The sequence below is a fragment of the Streptomyces sp. SLBN-31 genome, from assembly GCF_006715395.1.
Taxonomy (GTDB): Bacteria; Actinomycetota; Actinomycetes; order Streptomycetales; family Streptomycetaceae; genus Streptomyces.
Genome location: NZ_VFNC01000001.1, coordinates 3,193,090 through 3,210,026, shown reverse-complemented (window position 1 = coordinate 3,210,026; position 16,937 = coordinate 3,193,090). Strand labels below are relative to the sequence as shown.

Sequence of the window (16,937 nt, the reverse complement as noted above, 5' to 3'; positions counted from 1 at the left end):
GCGCCCCGGTCGCCGACGCGGGGCGGGGCTCGGCCGCCCGTGTCACCGGCCACGGGCCGCTCGGGCGCACCTCACGAAGGCGGCATGGGCAGGACGGCGCGGGGCGCGTGGGAGAACCGCGTTCGTATGGTGCGCCAGACGTGTTCGGTCAGGAGCACCGTGGATGCGGTCGCCAGGCAGACCGCCCACTGGGCGGGGTCGAGGGAGACGGTGTCGAACACGCCGTGGGCGAACGGCACTTGTACGGCGATGAACTGAAGAACCAGGACGACGGCCAGGCAGCTCCACAGGACGCGGTTGTGGAGTTGGTGGCGGCCCAGGACGGGGCCGTCCTCGCTGCGGGCCGTCAGGGCGTTGCACAGCTGGTAGAGCACGAAGGTGGTGAACGCCATGGTGGCGGCGGTCGTTTCGTCGGTGAGCCGGCGGGCGGCGGCGAAGACCGCGACCGTGCCGAGGGCCATGACGGCGCCGGAGCGGGTGATGGCGGTCAGCCGGCGTGCGTTCAGCATGCGTTCGCCGGGGGCGCGGGGCGGGCGGTTCATGACGTCGTCCCTGGGCGGGTCGACGCCGAGGGCCATGGCGGGCGGCCCGTCCATGATGATGTTGATCCACAGCAGCTGGATGGCGGACATCGGGGCGGGCAGTCCGGCCAGCACGGTGACCAGCAGCGTCATGATGGCGCCGATGTTGGTGGACAGCTGGAAGCGGACGAAGGTCACGATGTTGTCGTAGATGGAGCGGCCCTCGCGCACCGCGCGGACGATGGTGGAGAAGTCGTCGTCGGTGAGGACCATGTCGGCGGCCTCCTTGGCGACGTCCGTGCCGGTTCCGCCCATCGCGACGCCGATGTGGGCGGCGCGCAAGGCGGCGGCGTCGTTGACGCCGTCGCCGGTCATGGCCACGATGTGGCCGCGCCGGGACAGGGCGCGGACGATGGCGACCTTGTGCTCGGGGGCGACGCGGGCGAAGACGCCGATGTCCTCGATGCGGCCGGCGAGGTCCTGCTCGTCCATCCGCTCCAGGTCGGTGCCGGTGACGACGTCACCGGTGATGCCGAGTTCGCCGGCGACGGCCGCGGCGGTGTCGGCGTGGTCCCCGGTGACCATCTTCACGGCGACGCCGGCGCCCCGGGCGAGGGCGACGGCCTCGCGGGCCTGCGGGCGAGGCGGGTCGGCGATACCGGCGACCGCGGTCAGGATCAGCCCCGTGACCTCCCGGGCGTCCGCGTGGTCGGCGGTGGCGGCGGCGAGGACGCGCAGGCCCCGACTGCCCATCCGCCGGGCGGCCTCGGTGACCTCGCGTCGGCGCTCGGCGGTGAGCGGGGCGGGGCCCTGTGCGGTCAGGACGTCGGTGCACCGGTCCAGCAGGACGTCGACGGCGCCCTTGACGTGGACGCGGGTGCGGCCGTCGGGGCCGGTGTGGAAGGTGGCCATGTACTTCACGGCGGGGTCGAAGGGGACCTCGCCGTCGCGCGGTGTGCGGGCTCGCAGGGCGTCGACGTCGAGCCCGGCCTTGGCGGCGAGCACGACGAGGGCCGCCTCGGTGGGGTCGCCGATGGGTCCGTCCGGGGTGAGGCGGGCGTCGTTGCACAGCGCGAACGGCCGCACCGCGTCGAGCAGTTCGGCCGACTCCCCCGGATGCGGGGAGCGGACGGTGCCGGCGGTGTCGTAGCCCTCGCCGGTGACGTCGTACCGGCGGCCCGCCGCCCACAGCGCGCGAGCGGTCATCTCGTTCAGGGTCAGGGTGCCGGTCTTGTCGCTGCACACCACGGTCGCGGAGCCCAGCGCCTCGACCGAGGCCAGGCGTTTGACGATGGCGCCGCGGCCGGCCATGCGGTAGACGCCGAGAGCCAGGGTGAGGGCGATGACGGCGGGCAGTCCCTCGGGGATCGCGGCGACCGCCAGGGCCACCGCGCGCAGCGCCAAGTCGGCCAGGTCCTCGCCGCGGACGAGGGCGACGAGCGCGTAGGCGGCCACGGCGACCCCGCTGACCAGGGCCAGGCGCCGGCCCAGACTGTCCATCTGGACCGTCAGCGGGCTCGGGGGTTCGCCCTCGGTGCGCAGGGCCTCGGCGATGGCTCCGACCTCGGTGCGCATGCCGGTGGCGGTGACGATCATCTCGGCGCGGCCCCGGGTCAGCGCCGTGTTCATGAAGAGCATGCCGGTGCGCTCAGCGACGGAGACGGCCCCTTCGTCGGCCGTGCTCGGCGCCGTGGTCTTGGCGACCGGCTGGGACTCTCCGGTCAGCGCGGCCTCGGCGGCCTCGACCGACGCGGCGACCACGAGACGGCCGTCGGCGGGGACACGGTCGCCCGCCTCCAGCAGGACGACGTCGCCGGGCACCAGCGTACGGGCGGGCAGCTCCCACACGCGGCCGTCGCGGCGCACCCGGGCGGTGGGCACCAGCATCTGGCGCAGAGCCTCCAGGCTGCGTTCTGCCCGGCGTTCCTGGAGGTAGCCGAGGGTGGCGTTGATGAGCAGGACGATGGCGATGACGACGGCATCCCTGATGTCGCCGATGATCCCGGCGACGACGGCGGCGGCGATCAGGATGCCGATGAGAAAGCTGCGGAACTGGTCCAGCAGGCGCAGCCATTGCGGCCGGCGGGCGGGTTCGGCCAGTTCGTTGGCGCCCCAGGTGTCGGCGCGCTGTTCGGCGTCGGCCGTGGTCAGGCCCGTGGCCGGGTCCACGCCGAGCAGGCCGGCCACCTCGTCGGCCTCCCGCCGGTGGACGTCCGTCACCGGTTCGGCGAGGGGCGCGTGGAGCGTCGGCGTGGACGGTGCCTGCTGAGGCATGGTCACTCCTTGCCGCGGACGACGGTGATGGGGCAGTGGGCGTGGTGCAGGAGGGCCTGGCCGACCGAGCCGAGCAGCAGGCCGGGGAAGCCGCCCCGGCCCCGGGCGCCGACCACCATCAGCTGGGCCTCTCGGCTGGCGTCGATCAGGGCGGGGCGGATCCGGGAGCGCACCAGGCGCCGCTCTACGTCGATCGCCGGCCGGTTCTCACGGCGGTGGGCGACCGTCTCGTCCAGCAGCCGCTGCTCGGCGGCACGGAGGTGGTCGACGTCCGCTACGACAGCGATCGGCGGGTCTCCGGGGTCTTCGTGGGCGCGTGCGCTCCAGGTGTTCCACACGTGCAGCGCCACCAGCGGTACATCGCGCAGTGCCGCCTCCGTGAAGGCGAACTCCACCGCCGTCTCACCCGCCGGGGAGCCGTCCACGGCCAGCAGCACGGGGCCGTCCGGGGCGGGGCGGCCGCGGACCACCATCAGCGGACAGCGGCCGTGAGCCGCCAGCTGCACGGCCGTCGAGCCGAGCAGCAGCCCGGCGAACGCGGACTGGCCCCGGCCGCCGACCACCGCCAGGGCCGCCGACCGGGACTCGACCTCCAGCACTTCGAGGGCCTCGCCGGTCACCACCGACCGGAAGACGTCGATGTCCGGCGCCGCCTCGTACGCCCGTTCCTCGGCACGTGCCAGTACCCCTTGCACCGTCGGTTCCAGTACGGGGTCGAGCGGGGGCCAGGCTGGTGCGCCGGGCGGGAGGAACGGCGGAGGGCGGTCGCAGGCGTGCACGATCCGCAGGGGTGCGGCACGCAGGTGCGCCTCACGGGCCGCCACCGCGACCGCGTTGAGGCTGGAGGCGGAGCCGTCCACCCCGACGACCACTGGATCACTCATGGCGCGCTCCTGTCCCGAAGGACCACCGGAGAGCGGTCGCTCCCAGCTTCCGTCTCCCAGCTTCGACGCGGCCGCCTCCGGCCGGCAGGGGCCATCCGACCGCAGCGGGGACCGGTCGGCCCCCCCCTCGAACGCCTCCGCCCGCCCTCGGACCCGAGAACCGCCCGGGCGATCGTCAGTGGTGCGGGGCGTCTCCTCGTACCACCGCGACCGGGCAGTGGGCGTGGTGCAGCAGGGCCTGACTCACGGAGCCCAGCAGCAGGCCCGCGAAGCCGTCGCGGCCTCGGGCGCCGACCACCATCAGCTGGGCGGAGCGGCTGGCCTCGATCAGCGTCTCGCGTGTCCTGCCGTGCACGACCCGATGCTCCACGGCCACCTCCGGATAGCGTTCGCGGTGGCCGGCGAGGGCCTCGGCGAGCAGGCGCTCCTCCTCGGCGGCCAGCGTGCCCGGCGGGTTCGCGTAGGGCATGGAGGCGTCCTGCGGCGGGGGCAGCGGCGCGTTCCAGGTGGTCCAGGCGTGCACCGCCGTCAGGCCGGTGCCGCGCAGCGCCGCCTCGGCGAACGCGAAGTCGACCGCCCGCTCGGCCGCGGGCGAGCCGTCCACGCTCAGCACGATCGGCCCGTCGGGGTCCGGCTCCTCGCGTACCACCAGCACCGGGCAGCGGCCGTGCGCCACCAGGTGCACCGCCGTCGATCCCACCAGCAGTCCGACGAACCCGCCCATCCCTCGGGACCCGACCACCACCAGCTCGGCGGCCCGCGACTGGCCCTCCAGCACGGTCAGTGGTTCACCGGTCACCACGACATGGCTGACCTCGACCTCCGGTGCCGCCTTGCGCGCTCGTTCCACCGCCTCGGCCACCATATGTTCGACCATGTTCCGGACCCCGCCCTCGGGCGGTCCCAGCGGCCACGGTCCCACGGGTACGTGGGTCGCGGGCCACAGAAAGGCATGCACCACGCGCAGACCGGCCTCGCGCGACCGGGCCTCCCGGGCCGCCGCGTCGACGGCGGCGAGGCTCGACGCCGAACCGTCCACGCCCACGACCACCAGACGGCTCATCATCATGGCTCCCACCTCCAGACATGAGAGCGTCTCCACTTTCAGACTCACTCGGCGAGCCCCGTCGCCATAGGGCCGATCGGCCACCACGGCGGCCGACCGGCGCCACCCGCCGGCCGCCACCGGCCACCGGCCACCCGCCAGCCGCCTGCCGCTGTCCGGTCCACGACCGCCGTACGGCGTACGGCGGCCGGTCAGAACCGGATCTCGACGGCGCGGCCTTCCGCGTCCGGTTCGGGCGTCTCGGGAACCCGGCCGGCGGTGCCCCGGGCGATCCGGTGCGCAGACCAGGCGGCCACGGCGGCGTCGAGCACGTCGTCGGCGGGAACGCGGTCCGCCTCGCCCAGCGCGTCCGGGAGCACGATCCCGGCCTCGGCCAGCAAGGAGCGCCGCAGGTGCTGACCGCGCCAGGTCTTCTTCGGGTGGGTCAGCGGCACCCCGCCCGCGAGGGTCTGGAAGGACAGCTCGGGATGGACCTCGTGGAGCCGCTGATCGGCCAGCCAGCACGCCCGGGCCTCGAACAGTTTCGGGGCGAGCGCCCACGCCTGACGGCTGAGCCGGTTGCCGGTGAGCTCCTGGCAGCGGTCCGCGGCCGCCACGTACTCCCGCTCCTGCCAGGCCGGCCGCGGTGCGATGAGGAAGACACTGCCGCGCCGCACACCGAGCAGGGCCCTGGCCGCGAGGTCCGCGGCGCGCCAGCCCTGCTCGACCAGGCCGAGCGGCATGTCGACCGCGATCACGCGTGCTCCCGCGGCCCGTTCGATCAGCGAGTCGAGCCGGATGTCCACCAGGCTGCCCCCGTAGGCGCCGTCCGTGAGCGTGATACCGACCCAGCCCTGCTTGCCACAGGCGTCGACTCCCAGGACGTCCATTCCACCCCACTTCGCGCAGGTGGCGCAGCCTAGCGCGGCGTCGCCGCGTGCCGCTCGGTGATCCAGCGGGCGGCGAGCACACCGGAGGCGGCGGTGAGGACGGCGGCCGCGACGACGGTCGCGTTCAGGCCGAAGGCGTCGGCGAGGACACCGGCGACCAGGGCACCGGCGGCGTAGCCGATGTCGCGCCAGAAGCGGTACGTGCCCAGCGCGTTGGCCCGCCAGCTCGGGTGGGCGTGGTCGGAGACGGAGGCGATGAGGGCCGGGTACACCATGGCGGTGCCCAGACCGAGGGCGACGGCGGACAGGATGCCGGCCGCCAGCGGACGCGACAGCAGGACCAGGGCGAGTACGAAGCCGCCGGCCTGGACGAACATGCCGGTGACGATGAGCGGTTTGCGCCCGATGCGGTCGGCGAGGTGGCCGGTGGGGATCTGCCCCAGGCCCCAGAGGATGGGGTAGAGGCCCTTGATCAGTCCGACGGCGGCGATGCCGAGGCCGTGGTCGGTGAACAGCAGGGGGAAGACGCCCCAGGTCAGCCCGTCGTTGAGGTTGTTGACGAGTCCGGCCTGGCTGGCTCCGCGCAGCGAACGGTCGTGCCAGGAGGTGCGCGCGAAGGTGACCTTCAGGCCGGTGTCCTCCCGGGCGGGCGGTGGCTGGGCGTGCCGGGCGAGTTCGAGGGCGACGTGGGCGGCGGTGTCGCGGACGACGAGCGAGAGGGCCAGTCCGGCGGCGACGAAGACGACGCCGATGAGTTCGGGAGCCGGGCGCAGTCCGTGGGTGGTGGCGAGGTAGCCGGTGAACAGGGCGGTGGCACCGACGGCGGTGTATCCGGCGGCCTCGTTCAGGCCGGTGGCGAGGCCGCGGCGGGCCGGGCCGACGAGGTCGATCTTCATGTTGACGGTCATCGACCAGGTCAGGCCCTGGTTGACGCCGAGCAGCACGTTGGCGGCGACGATCCATCCCCAGGAGGGTGCCCAGGCGAGCGCGAAGGGGACGGGAATGCCGAGAAGCCAGCCGACCACCAGCAGTTGCTTGCGGCGGTAGCGGGCCGTCAGCGCTCCGGCGGCCAGGTTCGTCAGGGCCTTGGTGAGGCCGAAGGCGATGATGAAGGAGAAGACCGCCAGGTCGCTGGTCAGTCCGAAGGTGCGGGCGCCGATCAGCGGGACGGTGGTGCGCTCCAGCCCGACCAGCCCGCCGACGCAGACGTTGACGATGACCAGCAGCGTGAACTGCAGCCGGTTCTCGCGCAGCCCGAGCTGTACGGGGCTGGTCGCGGCGGGGCTCACGGCAGTCCTCCAGGTTGGTCGAGGGGTGGTGCGGCGCAGCGGGCTTCGCTGCGCACCGACCTCGTCTACACTATTCCATGGAATTATGGAGGATGCTGATGGCGGACACCACGACAGCGGCTTCGAAGGCGCGGCTGTACGACGCTTTCGCGGTCAGCGGCAAGGCGCTGGCCAGCGGAAAGCGTCTGGAGCTGCTCGATCTGCTGGCCCAGGGCGAGCGCACGGTCGACGCCCTGGCGAAGGCGGCCGGACTCAATCTCACGACGGCCTCGGCGCATCTGCAGACCCTCAAGCAGGCCGGATTCGTCGCCACCCGACGCGAGGGTGTACGCATCCACTACCGGCTGGCCGGGGACGACGTGGCCCGGCTCTTCGCGTTGCTGCGCAAGGTCGCCGAGCGCCACCAGGCCGCCGTACCCCCCGCCCGGGACGCCTACCTGGGCGCGGACGGCGCTCGGGGGATCAGCCGCGACGAGCTGCGCGCCCGCGCGAAGGCGGGTGAGGTGGTGGTGCTGGACGTGCGGCCGCTGGAGGAGTACCTCGCCGGACACATTCCCGGCGCGCGCTCCATCCCGGTCGGCGAACTGGCCGACCGCATCGCCGAGTTGCCCGAGGAGTCGGAGATCGTCGTGTACTGCCGCGGCGAGTACTGCGTGCTGGCCCACGACGCCGTCCGGCTGCTCACCGATCACGGGCGCCGGGCGATCCGTCTCGACGACGGCATGCTGGAGTGGCGACTGGCCGAACTGCCCGTCGACTCGGGTGATCCCACCTGACCCTGGAGGCCCCATGGACCGGGACGTCGTGCACGCGGAGCTCCGGCAGGCCGGTGCGGTCTTCCACGCGCTGCTGGACTCGGCGAGCACCGAGGACCTGCGCCGCCGAAGCAGCGGAACCCGCTGGACCAATGAACAGCTGCTCTACCACATGCTGTTCGGCTACCTCGTCGTCCTGGCCCTGCTGCCCCTTGTACGGCTCTTCGGCCGTCTTCCGCCGGGCGCGAGCCGCGCCTGGGCGCGTCTGCTGAACGCTTCGACGCGCCCGTTCGACGTGATCAACTACTGGGGGGCCGTGGGCGGTGCCCGGGTGTACGGCCACCGCCGCATGGGCGCGAAGTTCGATCGCACCGTCGCGGCACTCTCCCGCCGCCTGAACGGCGAGCGGGACACGGAGTTGGCACGGACGATGCACTTCCCCGTGCGGTGGGACCCGTTCTTCGCGGACACCATGACCCTCGAGGACGTCTACCGGTATCCCACCAGACACTTCGACTTCCACCGCGCCCAGCTCACCCTCGACGCCCCCTCCTGACTCACTCGTCGGCGATCCAGTGGTCGAAGGCCTCCTGGTGCCGCTCCGAGGAGGTGAGCAGGTGCGTGTACACCTGGCGCGCGTCCGGGGCGGTGAGCCCCGGCAGTGCCTCGGTCAGCGCGGCTATGTCGTCGGCCTCGACCGTGCGGCCGACCTTCAGGGCCGCGTCCAGGCCGCCCTGGCCCTGTTTCAGCAGCCGGTCATAGGTGGCCTGTACGGCCGGATCGGTGAACACGCCGGCCCGGTGCCCCGCGGTCGGGTCCGTGACGTCGTAGCGGTCCAGGAGGGTGCGGACGGCTGTCAGGTGCCCGGTCTCGGCTGCCGCGATGTGCTCGAAGACCCGCGCGTCGTAGCGCGCGGCGAACGCCGTGTACAGGTCGTGCGCGAGCTTCTCCTCCTCGGCCGTGCCGGTCAGTGTGGTCCTCTGGGCGGCCGTCAGCGTGCCTCGCGAGGCCAGGCCGCTCCCCGTGCAGGGCCCGTCGTGGTGCCGCATGCCGGTGGCGTCGTCGCCGTACCCGCGTGCCCGGTGGTCGCCCATCGCCGGCCCGCCGTGGGACATGGTCCGGGCGGCCACCGGTACGGCGCCGCCGGGGTCCGCGGTCACCGGCCCCACCGTCAGGACGCCGCCGATGGCGAGGGCGCCCGCGGCGACCGCCGTGGCGATCTTCATGTTGCGCTTCATGGCGAACCTCCTCGGCTTCGCGGGAGGGTCCGTGCCGTTTCCCGCACCGTCACCGTCGCGCCGGCCCCTGCAGCCGCCGTGCGGTGCGTGTGGAGACGGGATGGAGAAGCCGGCCGGTGCCGGGTTGGGGCTGTTCGGCCCCTCGCCGGGAGGGGTGCGGGGCACGTAGGTGTGGAACATGTCCGCCACGGTGCTCGTCGTCGAGGACGAGAGGGAGATCCGCGAGCTGTTGCGCCGCTATCTGGAGCGTGCCGGGTACGGGGTGCTGACCACCGGGTCCGGCGCGGAGGCCGTACGGCTGCTCGCCGACAGGGGCGTCGACCTGACGCTGCTCGATCTGGGGCTGCCGGACGTCGACGGCGACGAGGTGCTGCGCGAGGCCCACGACCGGGGTGGCGTGCCGGTGGTGGTGCTCACCGCGCGCACGAGCGTCGAGGACCGCATCCACGGGCTCCGGCTGGGCGCCGACGACTACGTGACGAAGCCGTTCAGCCCGACCGAGGTGGTGCTCAGGGTGGGGGCGGTGCTGCAGCGGGCACGCGGAACGGCCGCGGGGGCGGCACCGCTCCAGTCGTACGGCGGCGGCCGGCTGCGCGTCGACGAGGGCCGGCACGAGGTCGTCCTGGAAGGCGCGGCCGTGGAACTGACGCCCACCGAGTGGGGCCTGCTCACCACGCTGGCGGCGGTGCCGGGCCGGGTGTATTCGCGCTACGAGCTGGTCAACCGTGTGCGGGGCTACGAGTTCGCCGGGTACGAGCGGACGATCGACTCGCATGTGAAGAACCTTCGGCACAAGCTCGGGGCCCGCGGTCCCGAGCTGGTGGAGACGGTGCTGGGCGTGGGCTACCGGCTGGGGTGGTCCCGTGACCCGTGAACCCCCTACGGCCGGTCCGGGCGGGCTCGGCCCCCTCGGCCGCCGGTTGTTCGCCGCCTTCGCCGTGGTCGCGCTGGCGTCCGTGGCCCTGCTGACGGCCGCGGCCCTCGTCGGCGCCGGCCGCGGCCTCGGCAGCGCCCATCAGGCCGACCGGCAGCACACCGCCACCAGGGTCGCCGCGGCAGCCGCCGACGCCTATCGGGCGGCGGGCGGCTGGTCCACGGCAGACCTGTCGACCACGCGCTCCATCGCCGCCGGAGCCGGAGCGGCGCTCACGGTCCGCGACGCGGAGGGCGGGATGATGTCCGGCGGCTCCGGCGAGGGGACCGGCCCCGGGGCCGAGGACGACCACGGCATGACCGGCTCGGGTCACGGTCAGCACGGACAGGGCAGCGGCCCCACTGCGAGCGCCGGCGTGGTGGTGGACGGCCGCACCGTCGGCTCGGTGCACCTGGTCTTCCCGGCCGGCTCCGGGTCCGCGGGCCTGGACGTCGCCTGGGGCTGGGTGGCCGCTGCCGCCGCCGGTGCGCTGGTCCTGGCCCTGGCCGTGAGCTGGTTCGTCACCCGGCGCCTGACCGCGCCCGTGGTCCGGGTCGCCGCGAGCGCCCGGGCGCTGGCCGCCGGGGACCGCACCGCGCGCGCCCGCGTCGACGCGCCCGGCGAACTCGGCGACCTCGCCGCCGCCTTCGACGCCATGGCGGACGACGTCTCCCACGCCGAGCAGGCCCGTCACCGGCTCGCCGCCGACGTCGCCCACGAGCTGCGCACGCCTCTGGCCTCCCTGCAGGCGGGGCTGGAGGAACTGCGCGACGGCTACGCCGACCCGTCGGCCCGGCGCCTGGCCTCCCTGCACGACCAGGCACTGCGGCTGGGACGGATCGTCGACGATCTCGGGGAGCTGGCGGACGCCGAGTCGGCCCGGCTGGCGCTGCGGCCGGCCGAAGTGGATCTGACCGCACTGGCCGTCGCGGCCGTGGCCGAGCGGGAGGCCGAACTGCGCACCGCCGGACTGACCGTGCGCACCGTCCCCGGCCCCGCTCCCCTGCCGGTCCGGGCGGACGCGGACCGGCTGCACCAGGCGCTCGGCAACCTGCTCAGCAACACCGCCCGCCACTGCCGTCCCGGCGACACCGTGACCGTCACGACCTCCGCCACGCCCGCCGAGGCGGTCGTGGAGGTGGCCGACACCGGTCCGGGCATTCCCACCGACGAACTGCCCCACGTCTTCGACCGCCTGTGGCGCGGAGCGCGCGCCCGGTCCGGCGGGGGCAGCGGGATCGGGCTCGCCGTCGTCAAGGAACTCGTCACCGCTCACGGCGGCACCGTCGCCGCCTCCTCCGGTCCGGAGGGCGGGACGCGGATGACCCTCCGGCTGCCCAGGGCCGCGCCCCCGAGCAGCTCACCACTGCGCCAAGGGGCCGTCGCCGAGCCGCGAGTTGCCTCGCGGGCAAATACCCCCAGGGGTATTTGACGGTCCAGCCCGAAGCCCCGTACTCTCGCCGACAAGAAACCCCCGGGGGTATTTGAGGAGGCAACCAAATGGCCCGAGAAGCAACAGTCGACGAGCTGGCGGCCGCCTGGGCCGACGGCGGACTCGTGATCGACGTACGAGAGCCCGACGAGTACGCGGCCGGGCACGTCCCGGGCGCCCGGCCGATGCCGTTGCGGACCGTGCCCGCCCGGTGCGGTGAACTGCCCGCCGGCCGACCCGTGTTCGTCATCTGCGCGAGCGGCAACCGGAGCAAGAGCGCCGCCGACTGGATGACCGCCCGCGGCATCGACGCCTACTCGGTGGCCGGCGGGACCGGCGCCTGGGCCCGCGCCGGCCGCCCGATCGCCGTCGGCCCCGCCGAACGCGCGGCCTGACACCCGCCTTCGTAACCCGCACCACCGGCCAATCGGAAAGGAGCACCGCCTTGGCCGCCACCCCTTCCCCCTCCGACGCACCGCTCGACGGCCGTCACCGCGTCGTCGTCATCGGTGGAGGCAGCGCCGGGATCAGCGTCGCTGCCCGCCTCAGGCGCGCCGGCATCACCGACATCACTCTGATCGAACCGTCCGACACCCACTGGTACCAGCCGCTGTGGACCCTCGTCGGCGGCGGTCAGGCCCCGCTGAGCGGCACCCGGCGCCCGGAGGGCTCCGTCATACCCGACGGCGTGCACTGGATCCGTCGCCGCGCCGTGGCCGTGGACGCCGAAGCCCGTACGGTGCGGCTGTCCGGCGGCGACCACCTGAGCTACGAGTTCCTGGTCATGGCGCCCGGCATCCAGCTCGACTGGAACGGCGTGCCGGGTCTGGCCGAAGCGGTCGGCCACGACGTGGTCAGCAGCAACTACGCGCCCGAGTACGCCCCGCGCACCTGGGACCTCATCAAGCGGATGCGGTCCGGCACGGCCGTCTTCACCCACCCGGCCACCCCGCTGAAGTGCGGCGGCGCCCCGCAGAAGATCGCCTACCTGGCCGCCGACCACTGGCGCCGGCAGAAGGTCCTCGGCGACATCCGCGTCGTCCTCGTCATCCCCGACCCCTCGATGTTCAAGGTGCCCGCCTGGTCGCAGGTCCTGGAGAAGGTCGCCGCCCGCTACGGCATCGAGGTGCGACTGCGCTCCGAGATGACGGCCGTCGACGGCGACGCCCGCGAACTCACCGTCACCGACCACGCGAACGGTACGAAGGAGACCCTCGGCTACGACTTTCTGCACGCCGTGCCCCCGCAGAGCGCACCCGACTGGGTCAAGGAGAGCCCCCTCGCCGACCCCACCAGCCCGCAGGGCTTCGTCGCCGCCGACAAACACACCCTCCGACACCCGCTCCACGACAACGTCTTCGCCCTCGGCGACGTGGCGAACCTGCCGACCTCCAAGACCGGCGCGGCCGTGCGCAAGCAGGCCCCGGTCGTGGCCGGCAATCTGCTGGAGGTCATGAACGGCCGGTCCCCGTCCCACCGTTACGACGGCTACACGTCCTGCCCGCTGGTGACGGCCCGGGACCGGATGCTGCTCGCCGAGTTCGACTACGACCTGAAGCCCACCCCGACGTTCCCGCTGCTCGACCCCTTCAAGGAGCGGCGCAGCATGTGGCTGTTCAAACGGTACGGACTGCCGCCGGTCTACTGGCACGGCATGCTCACCGGCCGCCTCTGAAACAGCCCCTCCTGATACCCCGCGGGGTATCAGGACCCCTATCCCATGTTCTTCACGGAGGTCCTCCGACCATGTTCTTCGCCCAGTACTACCTCGACTGCCTCTCCCAGGCGTCCTACATGATCGCCGACGAGACCACCGGCAAGGCCGTCGTCGTCGACCCGCGCCGCGACGTCTCCGAGTACCTCGCCGACGCCGCGGCCCACGGTTTCACCATCGAGGCCGTCGTCAACACCCACTTCCACGCCGACTTCCTCGCCGGCCACCTGGAGCTCGCCGACCGCACCGGCGCCTGGATCGGCTACGGACAGCGCGCCGAGGCCGAGTACCCGATCCGCAAGCTGACCGACGGCGAGCGCATCGGCCTCGGCGACGTGCAGCTGCAGATCCTCGAAACCCCCGGCCACACCCCGGAGTCGATCAGCGTCGTGGTGTACGAGCACGCCGACGACGCGGTGCCCTACGGGGTCCTCACGGGCGACGCGCTGTTCATCGGCGACGTCGGACGGCCGGATCTGCTGGCCTCCATCGGCGTGACCGCCGACGAGCTCGGCACGATGCTGTACGACACCATCCAGCACAAGCTGATGGCCCTGCCGGACGCGGTGCGGGTCTTCCCCGCCCACGGCGCGGGCTCCGCCTGCGGCAAGAACCTCTCCACCCAGCGCCAGTCGACCATCGGCGAGCAGCGCGTCAGCAACTACGCGTGCCGGCCGATGAGCCGGGAGAGGTTCGTGGAGCTGGTGACCGCGGGACAGCCCTCGGCGCCCGCCTACTTCGTCTACGACGCCATCCTCAACCGCAAGGAGCACGGCCTGTTCGACGCGGCCGCCGCACCCCTGCCGCTGTCCGCCGAGGAGTTCATGCGGCGGCGTGCGGACGGGGCCGTCGTGCTCGACGCCCGCTCCCCGCAGGACTTCGCGGCCGGTCATCTGCGCGGCTCGGTCAACGTGCCCGCCGACGGCCGCTTCGCCGAGCAGGCCGGCATGGTCGTGGCACCCGATCAGGACGTCGTCGTCATAGCGCCGCAGGACCGGGAGGAGGAGATCGTCACCCGGCTCGCGAGGATCGGTTTCGACAAGGTCGGCGGATACCTGCGGGAGCCCGAGGGCGCCTTCCCCGCGCTGGCCGAGGAGATGGCGCAGGCCAGTCGGCTCACCGCGGACGAGCTGCGCTCGGCACTCGCCGGAGCGGAGCCCCCGCTGGTCCTGGATGTGCGCAACACCGCCGAGCGCGAAGAGGGCTCCATCGAGGGCTCCGCGCACATCCCCCTGGCCGAACTCGCCCGCCGCGTCGAGGAGATCCCGGCCGACCGCCCCCTGGTCGTGCACTGCGCCGGCGGCCACCGCTCCTCCATCGCCGCCAGCCTGCTGCGCCACGCGGGCCGCACCGACGTCTCCGACCTGCTCGGCGGCTACGGCGCCTGGCTCGCCCTCCCCGCACCCGCCGACGTGTGAATCCGCCGCGACCGCCCCTGTGTCGGCGACAGTAGGAGCGAGGTTTCCACACCGACCGAGGAACGAGGTGCCCACGGTGGAGGCAGCGGACTGGGACCAGCGGTACCGGGGCAGCGAACTGGTGTGGCGGGCCGAGCCCAACCGGTTCGTCGAGGAGGAGCTGCGCGACCTTCGCCCGTTCGGGCGGGCGGTCGACCTCGCGGCCGGCGAGGGCCGTAACGCGGTCTGGCTGGCGGAGCGCGGCTGGGAGGTGGACGCCGTGGATTTCTCCGGCGTGGCGCTCGAGAAGGCCGAGCGGCTGGCCGCCGACCGCGGTGTGCGGCTGCGTACCGTCCGGGCCGACCTCACGGCCTGGACGGCCCAGCCGTCGACGTACGGCCTCGCCCTGATCTCCTGTCTCCACCTGCCGTGGCCTCGGATGGCCCGGGTGCTGACCCGGGCCGCCGACTGCGTCCGCACGGGCGGAACCCTCCTGCTGGTGGGCCACGACGCGGCCAATCCGGCGCGCGGCCACGGCGGCCCGCAGGACCCGGGCGTGCTGTACACGCCGGAGCAGGTCGCCGACCTGTGGCGACCGCTCGCCGACATCGTGCGGGCCGAGACGGTCGCCCGGCCGGTGACCGACGCCGGGGGAGTCGGCCGTACGGCCCTCGACGCACTCGTACGCGCCGTGCGGAACTGACACCCGCGCCGGACGCGTCGTCGCACTCCGGCCAAGACCGTCCCGGCCCGAGGCGGCGAGCGGCCGACTGTGGGAAAATACCCTGCCGGGTATCGGGGGCAGTGGCCGGCACGGCGAAGGGACCCGACGATGACCGACACCACCCCGCTGACCGTCGGCTCGGATCTGTTCCCACCGGCCGCGCCGACGCTCGTCGAACGGATCAGATCCGGCCTCATCGGCGACGACGAGGTACTGGAGGGGCCCTACGGCCCGAGACGGATCGTCTACGCCGACTACACCGCCTCCGGCCGCTCGCTGGACTTCGTCGAGGACTTCATCCGCGAACAGGTGCTGCCGCGCTACGGAAACACCCACACGGAGAGCTCCAGCACCGGCCTGCAGACGACCCGGCTGCGCGAGGACGCCCGCCGGATCATCCGGGACGCGGTCGGCGGCACCGCGGACGACCTGGTGATCTTCTGCGGTTCCGGCGCGACCGCCGCGGTCAACAAGCTGGTCGGCATCCTTCGGCTGCGGGGCCCGGACCGGGCGGAGCCGGAGCAGCGTCCGGTGGTGTTCGTCGGCCCGTACGAGCACCACTCCAACGAACTGCCGTGGCGCGAGTCGGTCGCCGACGTCGTGGTCATCGACGCGGACGCCGACGGCCACATCGATCTCGACCGGCTGGAGACGGAACTGCGGCGGTACGCCGACCGCCCGCTGCTGATCGGCAGTTTCTCCGCCGCGTCCAACGTCACCGGCATCCTCACCGACACCGACCGAGTCGCAGCCCTGCTGCACGCGCACGGCGCCCTGTCCTTCTGGGACTACGCGGCGGCGGCGCCGTACATCCCGATCCGGACGGCCGAGAGCGCGCCGGGGGCCGGAGACCACAAGGACGCGCTGTTCCTGTCGCCGCACAAGTTCGTCGGCGGCCCGCAGACCCCGGGCGTGCTCGTCGTGCGCCGCGAACTGGTGCGCTACGCGGTGCCCACGGCGCCCGGCGGGGGCACGGTGTCCTTCGTGGACCCGCTGGGCCACCGCTACCTCGACGACCCGGTGGCCCGGGAGGAGGGCGGCACCCCGGCTATCGTCGAGTCCGTCCGGGCCGGCCTGGTCTTCGCTCTCAAGCAGGCCGTCGGCACCGACACCATCCAGGCCGCCGAGGAACGGCACTGGCGGTACGCCCTCGCCCGCTGGGACGGCAACCCCGGCATCGAGATCCTCGGCGACCACCACGCGCGCCGGCTGTCCATCGTCTCCTTCCGCATCCGCCACGGCGAGCACGCGTATCTGCACCACAACTACGTCGTAGCCCTGCTCAACGACCTCTTCGGCATCCAGGCCCGCGGCGGCTGCTCCTGCGCCGGCCCCTACGGGCACCGCCTGCTCGCCATCGACGCCGCCACCTCCCACGCGCTGCGCGACGAGGTCGCGCACGGCTGCGACGGCATCAAGTACGGGTGGATACGCCTCAACTTCAACTATTTCATCAGCGACACCGTCCGCGACTACCTCGTCGACTCGGTCGACCTGATCGCCACACACGGCCACCGGCTCCTGCCCGACTACCGCTTCGACCCGCACACCGGGCAGTGGCGCCACCACGACGGACCCGCCGAGCCCCCGCTGCGGCTGACCGACGTGCGCTTCGGCGCCGACGGGCGGATCACCGCGCCGGCCGTGCGCCACCCGGGACTGGGCGAGGAGTCCCTGGCCGGACAGCTCGATCGCGCCCGCGAGGCACTGGCCGCCCGTCCCGGCCGTCTCGACGCGGGTCCGACCGGACTGGCCGCCGACTTCGAGCGGATGCGGTGGTTCCCGCTGCCGCCGGTCTGCGTGGAACAAACCCGGCCGGGAGCCGGTTGCCCCGACTGAATACCCGGACCGGTATCGACAG

Annotated in this window: 15 protein-coding genes; 9 read left to right on the top strand and 6 right to left on the bottom strand. The window is 73.3% G+C overall.

Features of this window, described 5'->3' with window-relative positions:
- Positions 1-71 precede the first annotated feature (71 nt).
- From FBY22_RS14800 to FBY22_RS14780, 5 genes are all read right to left on the bottom strand, one after another.
- Positions 72-2,795, bottom strand: a complete 2,724-nt coding sequence (locus tag FBY22_RS14800) for a cation-translocating P-type ATPase (protein ID WP_142145833.1) — start codon at positions 2,793-2,795, stop codon at positions 72-74.
- 2 nt (positions 2,796-2,797) lie between these two features.
- The gene (locus FBY22_RS14795; RefSeq protein ID WP_174267149.1) at positions 2,798-3,679 is read right to left on the bottom strand and encodes a universal stress protein; all 882 of its coding nucleotides are present in this window, start codon (positions 3,677-3,679) and stop codon (positions 2,798-2,800) included.
- 175 nt (positions 3,680-3,854) lie between these two features.
- Positions 3,855-4,742 carry a universal stress protein gene (locus tag FBY22_RS14790; RefSeq protein WP_142147640.1) on the bottom strand — a complete coding sequence of 296 codons (888 nt, stop codon included), beginning with the start codon at positions 4,740-4,742 and terminating at the stop codon, positions 3,855-3,857.
- Positions 4,743-4,936: 194 nt separating this feature from the next.
- On the bottom strand, positions 4,937-5,614 hold the full coding sequence (locus FBY22_RS14785) for a DUF429 domain-containing protein (protein WP_142145832.1): 678 nt from the start codon (positions 5,612-5,614) through the stop codon (positions 4,937-4,939).
- Between the two features lie 29 nt (positions 5,615-5,643).
- A complete protein-coding gene (locus FBY22_RS14780; RefSeq protein WP_142145831.1) occupies positions 5,644-6,903 on the bottom strand; it encodes an MFS transporter in 1,260 nt (419 codons plus the stop codon).
- 98 nt (positions 6,904-7,001) lie between these two features.
- Here FBY22_RS14780 and FBY22_RS14775 point away from each other — a divergent pair, with 98 nt between their 5' ends.
- Both FBY22_RS14775 and FBY22_RS14770 read left to right on the top strand, forming a co-directional pair.
- On the top strand, positions 7,002-7,679 hold the full coding sequence (locus tag FBY22_RS14775) for a metalloregulator ArsR/SmtB family transcription factor (RefSeq protein ID WP_142145830.1): 678 nt from the start codon (positions 7,002-7,004) through the stop codon (positions 7,677-7,679).
- A gap of 13 nt (positions 7,680-7,692) precedes the next feature.
- On the top strand, positions 7,693-8,214 hold the full coding sequence (locus FBY22_RS14770; protein WP_142145829.1) for a DinB family protein: 522 nt from the start codon (positions 7,693-7,695) through the stop codon (positions 8,212-8,214).
- A gap of 1 nt (position 8,215) precedes the next feature.
- Here FBY22_RS14770 and FBY22_RS14765 read toward each other — a convergent pair whose 3' ends face one another.
- A complete protein-coding gene (locus tag FBY22_RS14765; protein ID WP_142145828.1) occupies positions 8,216-8,896 on the bottom strand; it encodes a DUF2202 domain-containing protein in 681 nt (226 codons plus the stop codon).
- A 178-nt stretch (positions 8,897-9,074) separates the two neighbouring features.
- On the opposite strand from FBY22_RS14765, the gene FBY22_RS14760 reads away from it, so the two are divergent.
- The 7 genes from FBY22_RS14760 to FBY22_RS14730 all read left to right on the top strand — a co-directional run bounded on the left by FBY22_RS14760 (position 9,075) and on the right by FBY22_RS14730 (position 16,915).
- Positions 9,075-9,770 (top strand): response regulator transcription factor, encoded by a 696-nt coding sequence (locus FBY22_RS14760; RefSeq protein WP_142145827.1) that lies wholly within the window; start codon positions 9,075-9,077, stop codon positions 9,768-9,770.
- Positions 9,760-11,241, top strand: a complete 1,482-nt coding sequence (locus tag FBY22_RS14755; RefSeq protein WP_142145825.1) for a cell wall metabolism sensor histidine kinase WalK — start codon at positions 9,760-9,762, stop codon at positions 11,239-11,241. The genes FBY22_RS14760 and FBY22_RS14755 overlap by 11 nt, the downstream gene beginning before the upstream one ends.
- Before the next feature lie 68 nt (positions 11,242-11,309).
- Complete coding sequence (locus FBY22_RS14750; RefSeq protein WP_142145823.1) at positions 11,310-11,636, top strand: rhodanese-like domain-containing protein; 327 nt, start codon at positions 11,310-11,312, stop codon at positions 11,634-11,636.
- 50 nt (positions 11,637-11,686) lie between these two features.
- Complete coding sequence (locus tag FBY22_RS14745; protein WP_142145821.1) at positions 11,687-12,916, top strand: FAD/NAD(P)-binding oxidoreductase; 1,230 nt, start codon at positions 11,687-11,689, stop codon at positions 12,914-12,916.
- 71 nt (positions 12,917-12,987) lie between these two features.
- A complete protein-coding gene (locus FBY22_RS14740) occupies positions 12,988-14,373 on the top strand; it encodes a rhodanese-like domain-containing protein (RefSeq protein ID WP_142145819.1) in 1,386 nt (461 codons plus the stop codon).
- A 76-nt stretch (positions 14,374-14,449) separates the two neighbouring features.
- The gene (locus FBY22_RS14735) at positions 14,450-15,055 is read left to right on the top strand and encodes a class I SAM-dependent methyltransferase (protein ID WP_142145817.1); all 606 of its coding nucleotides are present in this window, start codon (positions 14,450-14,452) and stop codon (positions 15,053-15,055) included.
- A 129-nt stretch (positions 15,056-15,184) separates the two neighbouring features.
- A complete protein-coding gene (locus FBY22_RS14730; RefSeq protein ID WP_142145815.1) occupies positions 15,185-16,915 on the top strand; it encodes an aminotransferase class V-fold PLP-dependent enzyme in 1,731 nt (576 codons plus the stop codon).
- The last annotated feature ends 22 nt before the right edge of the window (positions 16,916-16,937 follow it).

Bases quoted from the DNA above. Each gene is read 5' to 3' on its own strand.
- FBY22_RS14800 (WP_142145833.1), bottom strand. From the start codon at position 2,795: ATGCCTCAGCAGGCACCGTCCACGCCGACGCTCCACGCGCCCCTCGCC.
- FBY22_RS14795 (WP_174267149.1), bottom strand. From the start codon at position 3,679: ATGAGTGATCCAGTGGTCGTCGGGGTGGACGGCTCCGCCTCCAGCCTC.
- FBY22_RS14790 (WP_142147640.1), bottom strand. From the start codon at position 4,742: ATGAGCCGTCTGGTGGTCGTGGGCGTGGACGGTTCGGCGTCGAGCCTC.
- FBY22_RS14785 (WP_142145832.1), bottom strand. From the start codon at position 5,614: ATGGACGTCCTGGGAGTCGACGCCTGTGGCAAGCAGGGCTGGGTCGGT.
- FBY22_RS14775 (WP_142145830.1), top strand. From the start codon at position 7,002: ATGGCGGACACCACGACAGCGGCTTCGAAGGCGCGGCTGTACGACGCT.
- FBY22_RS14770 (WP_142145829.1), top strand. From the start codon at position 7,693: ATGGACCGGGACGTCGTGCACGCGGAGCTCCGGCAGGCCGGTGCGGTC.
- FBY22_RS14765 (WP_142145828.1), bottom strand. From the start codon at position 8,896: ATGAAGCGCAACATGAAGATCGCCACGGCGGTCGCCGCGGGCGCCCTC.
- FBY22_RS14760 (WP_142145827.1), top strand. From the start codon at position 9,075: ATGTCCGCCACGGTGCTCGTCGTCGAGGACGAGAGGGAGATCCGCGAG.
- FBY22_RS14750 (WP_142145823.1), top strand. From the start codon at position 11,310: ATGGCCCGAGAAGCAACAGTCGACGAGCTGGCGGCCGCCTGGGCCGAC.
- FBY22_RS14740 (WP_142145819.1), top strand. From the start codon at position 12,988: ATGTTCTTCGCCCAGTACTACCTCGACTGCCTCTCCCAGGCGTCCTAC.
- FBY22_RS14730 (WP_142145815.1), top strand. From the start codon at position 15,185: ATGACCGACACCACCCCGCTGACCGTCGGCTCGGATCTGTTCCCACCG.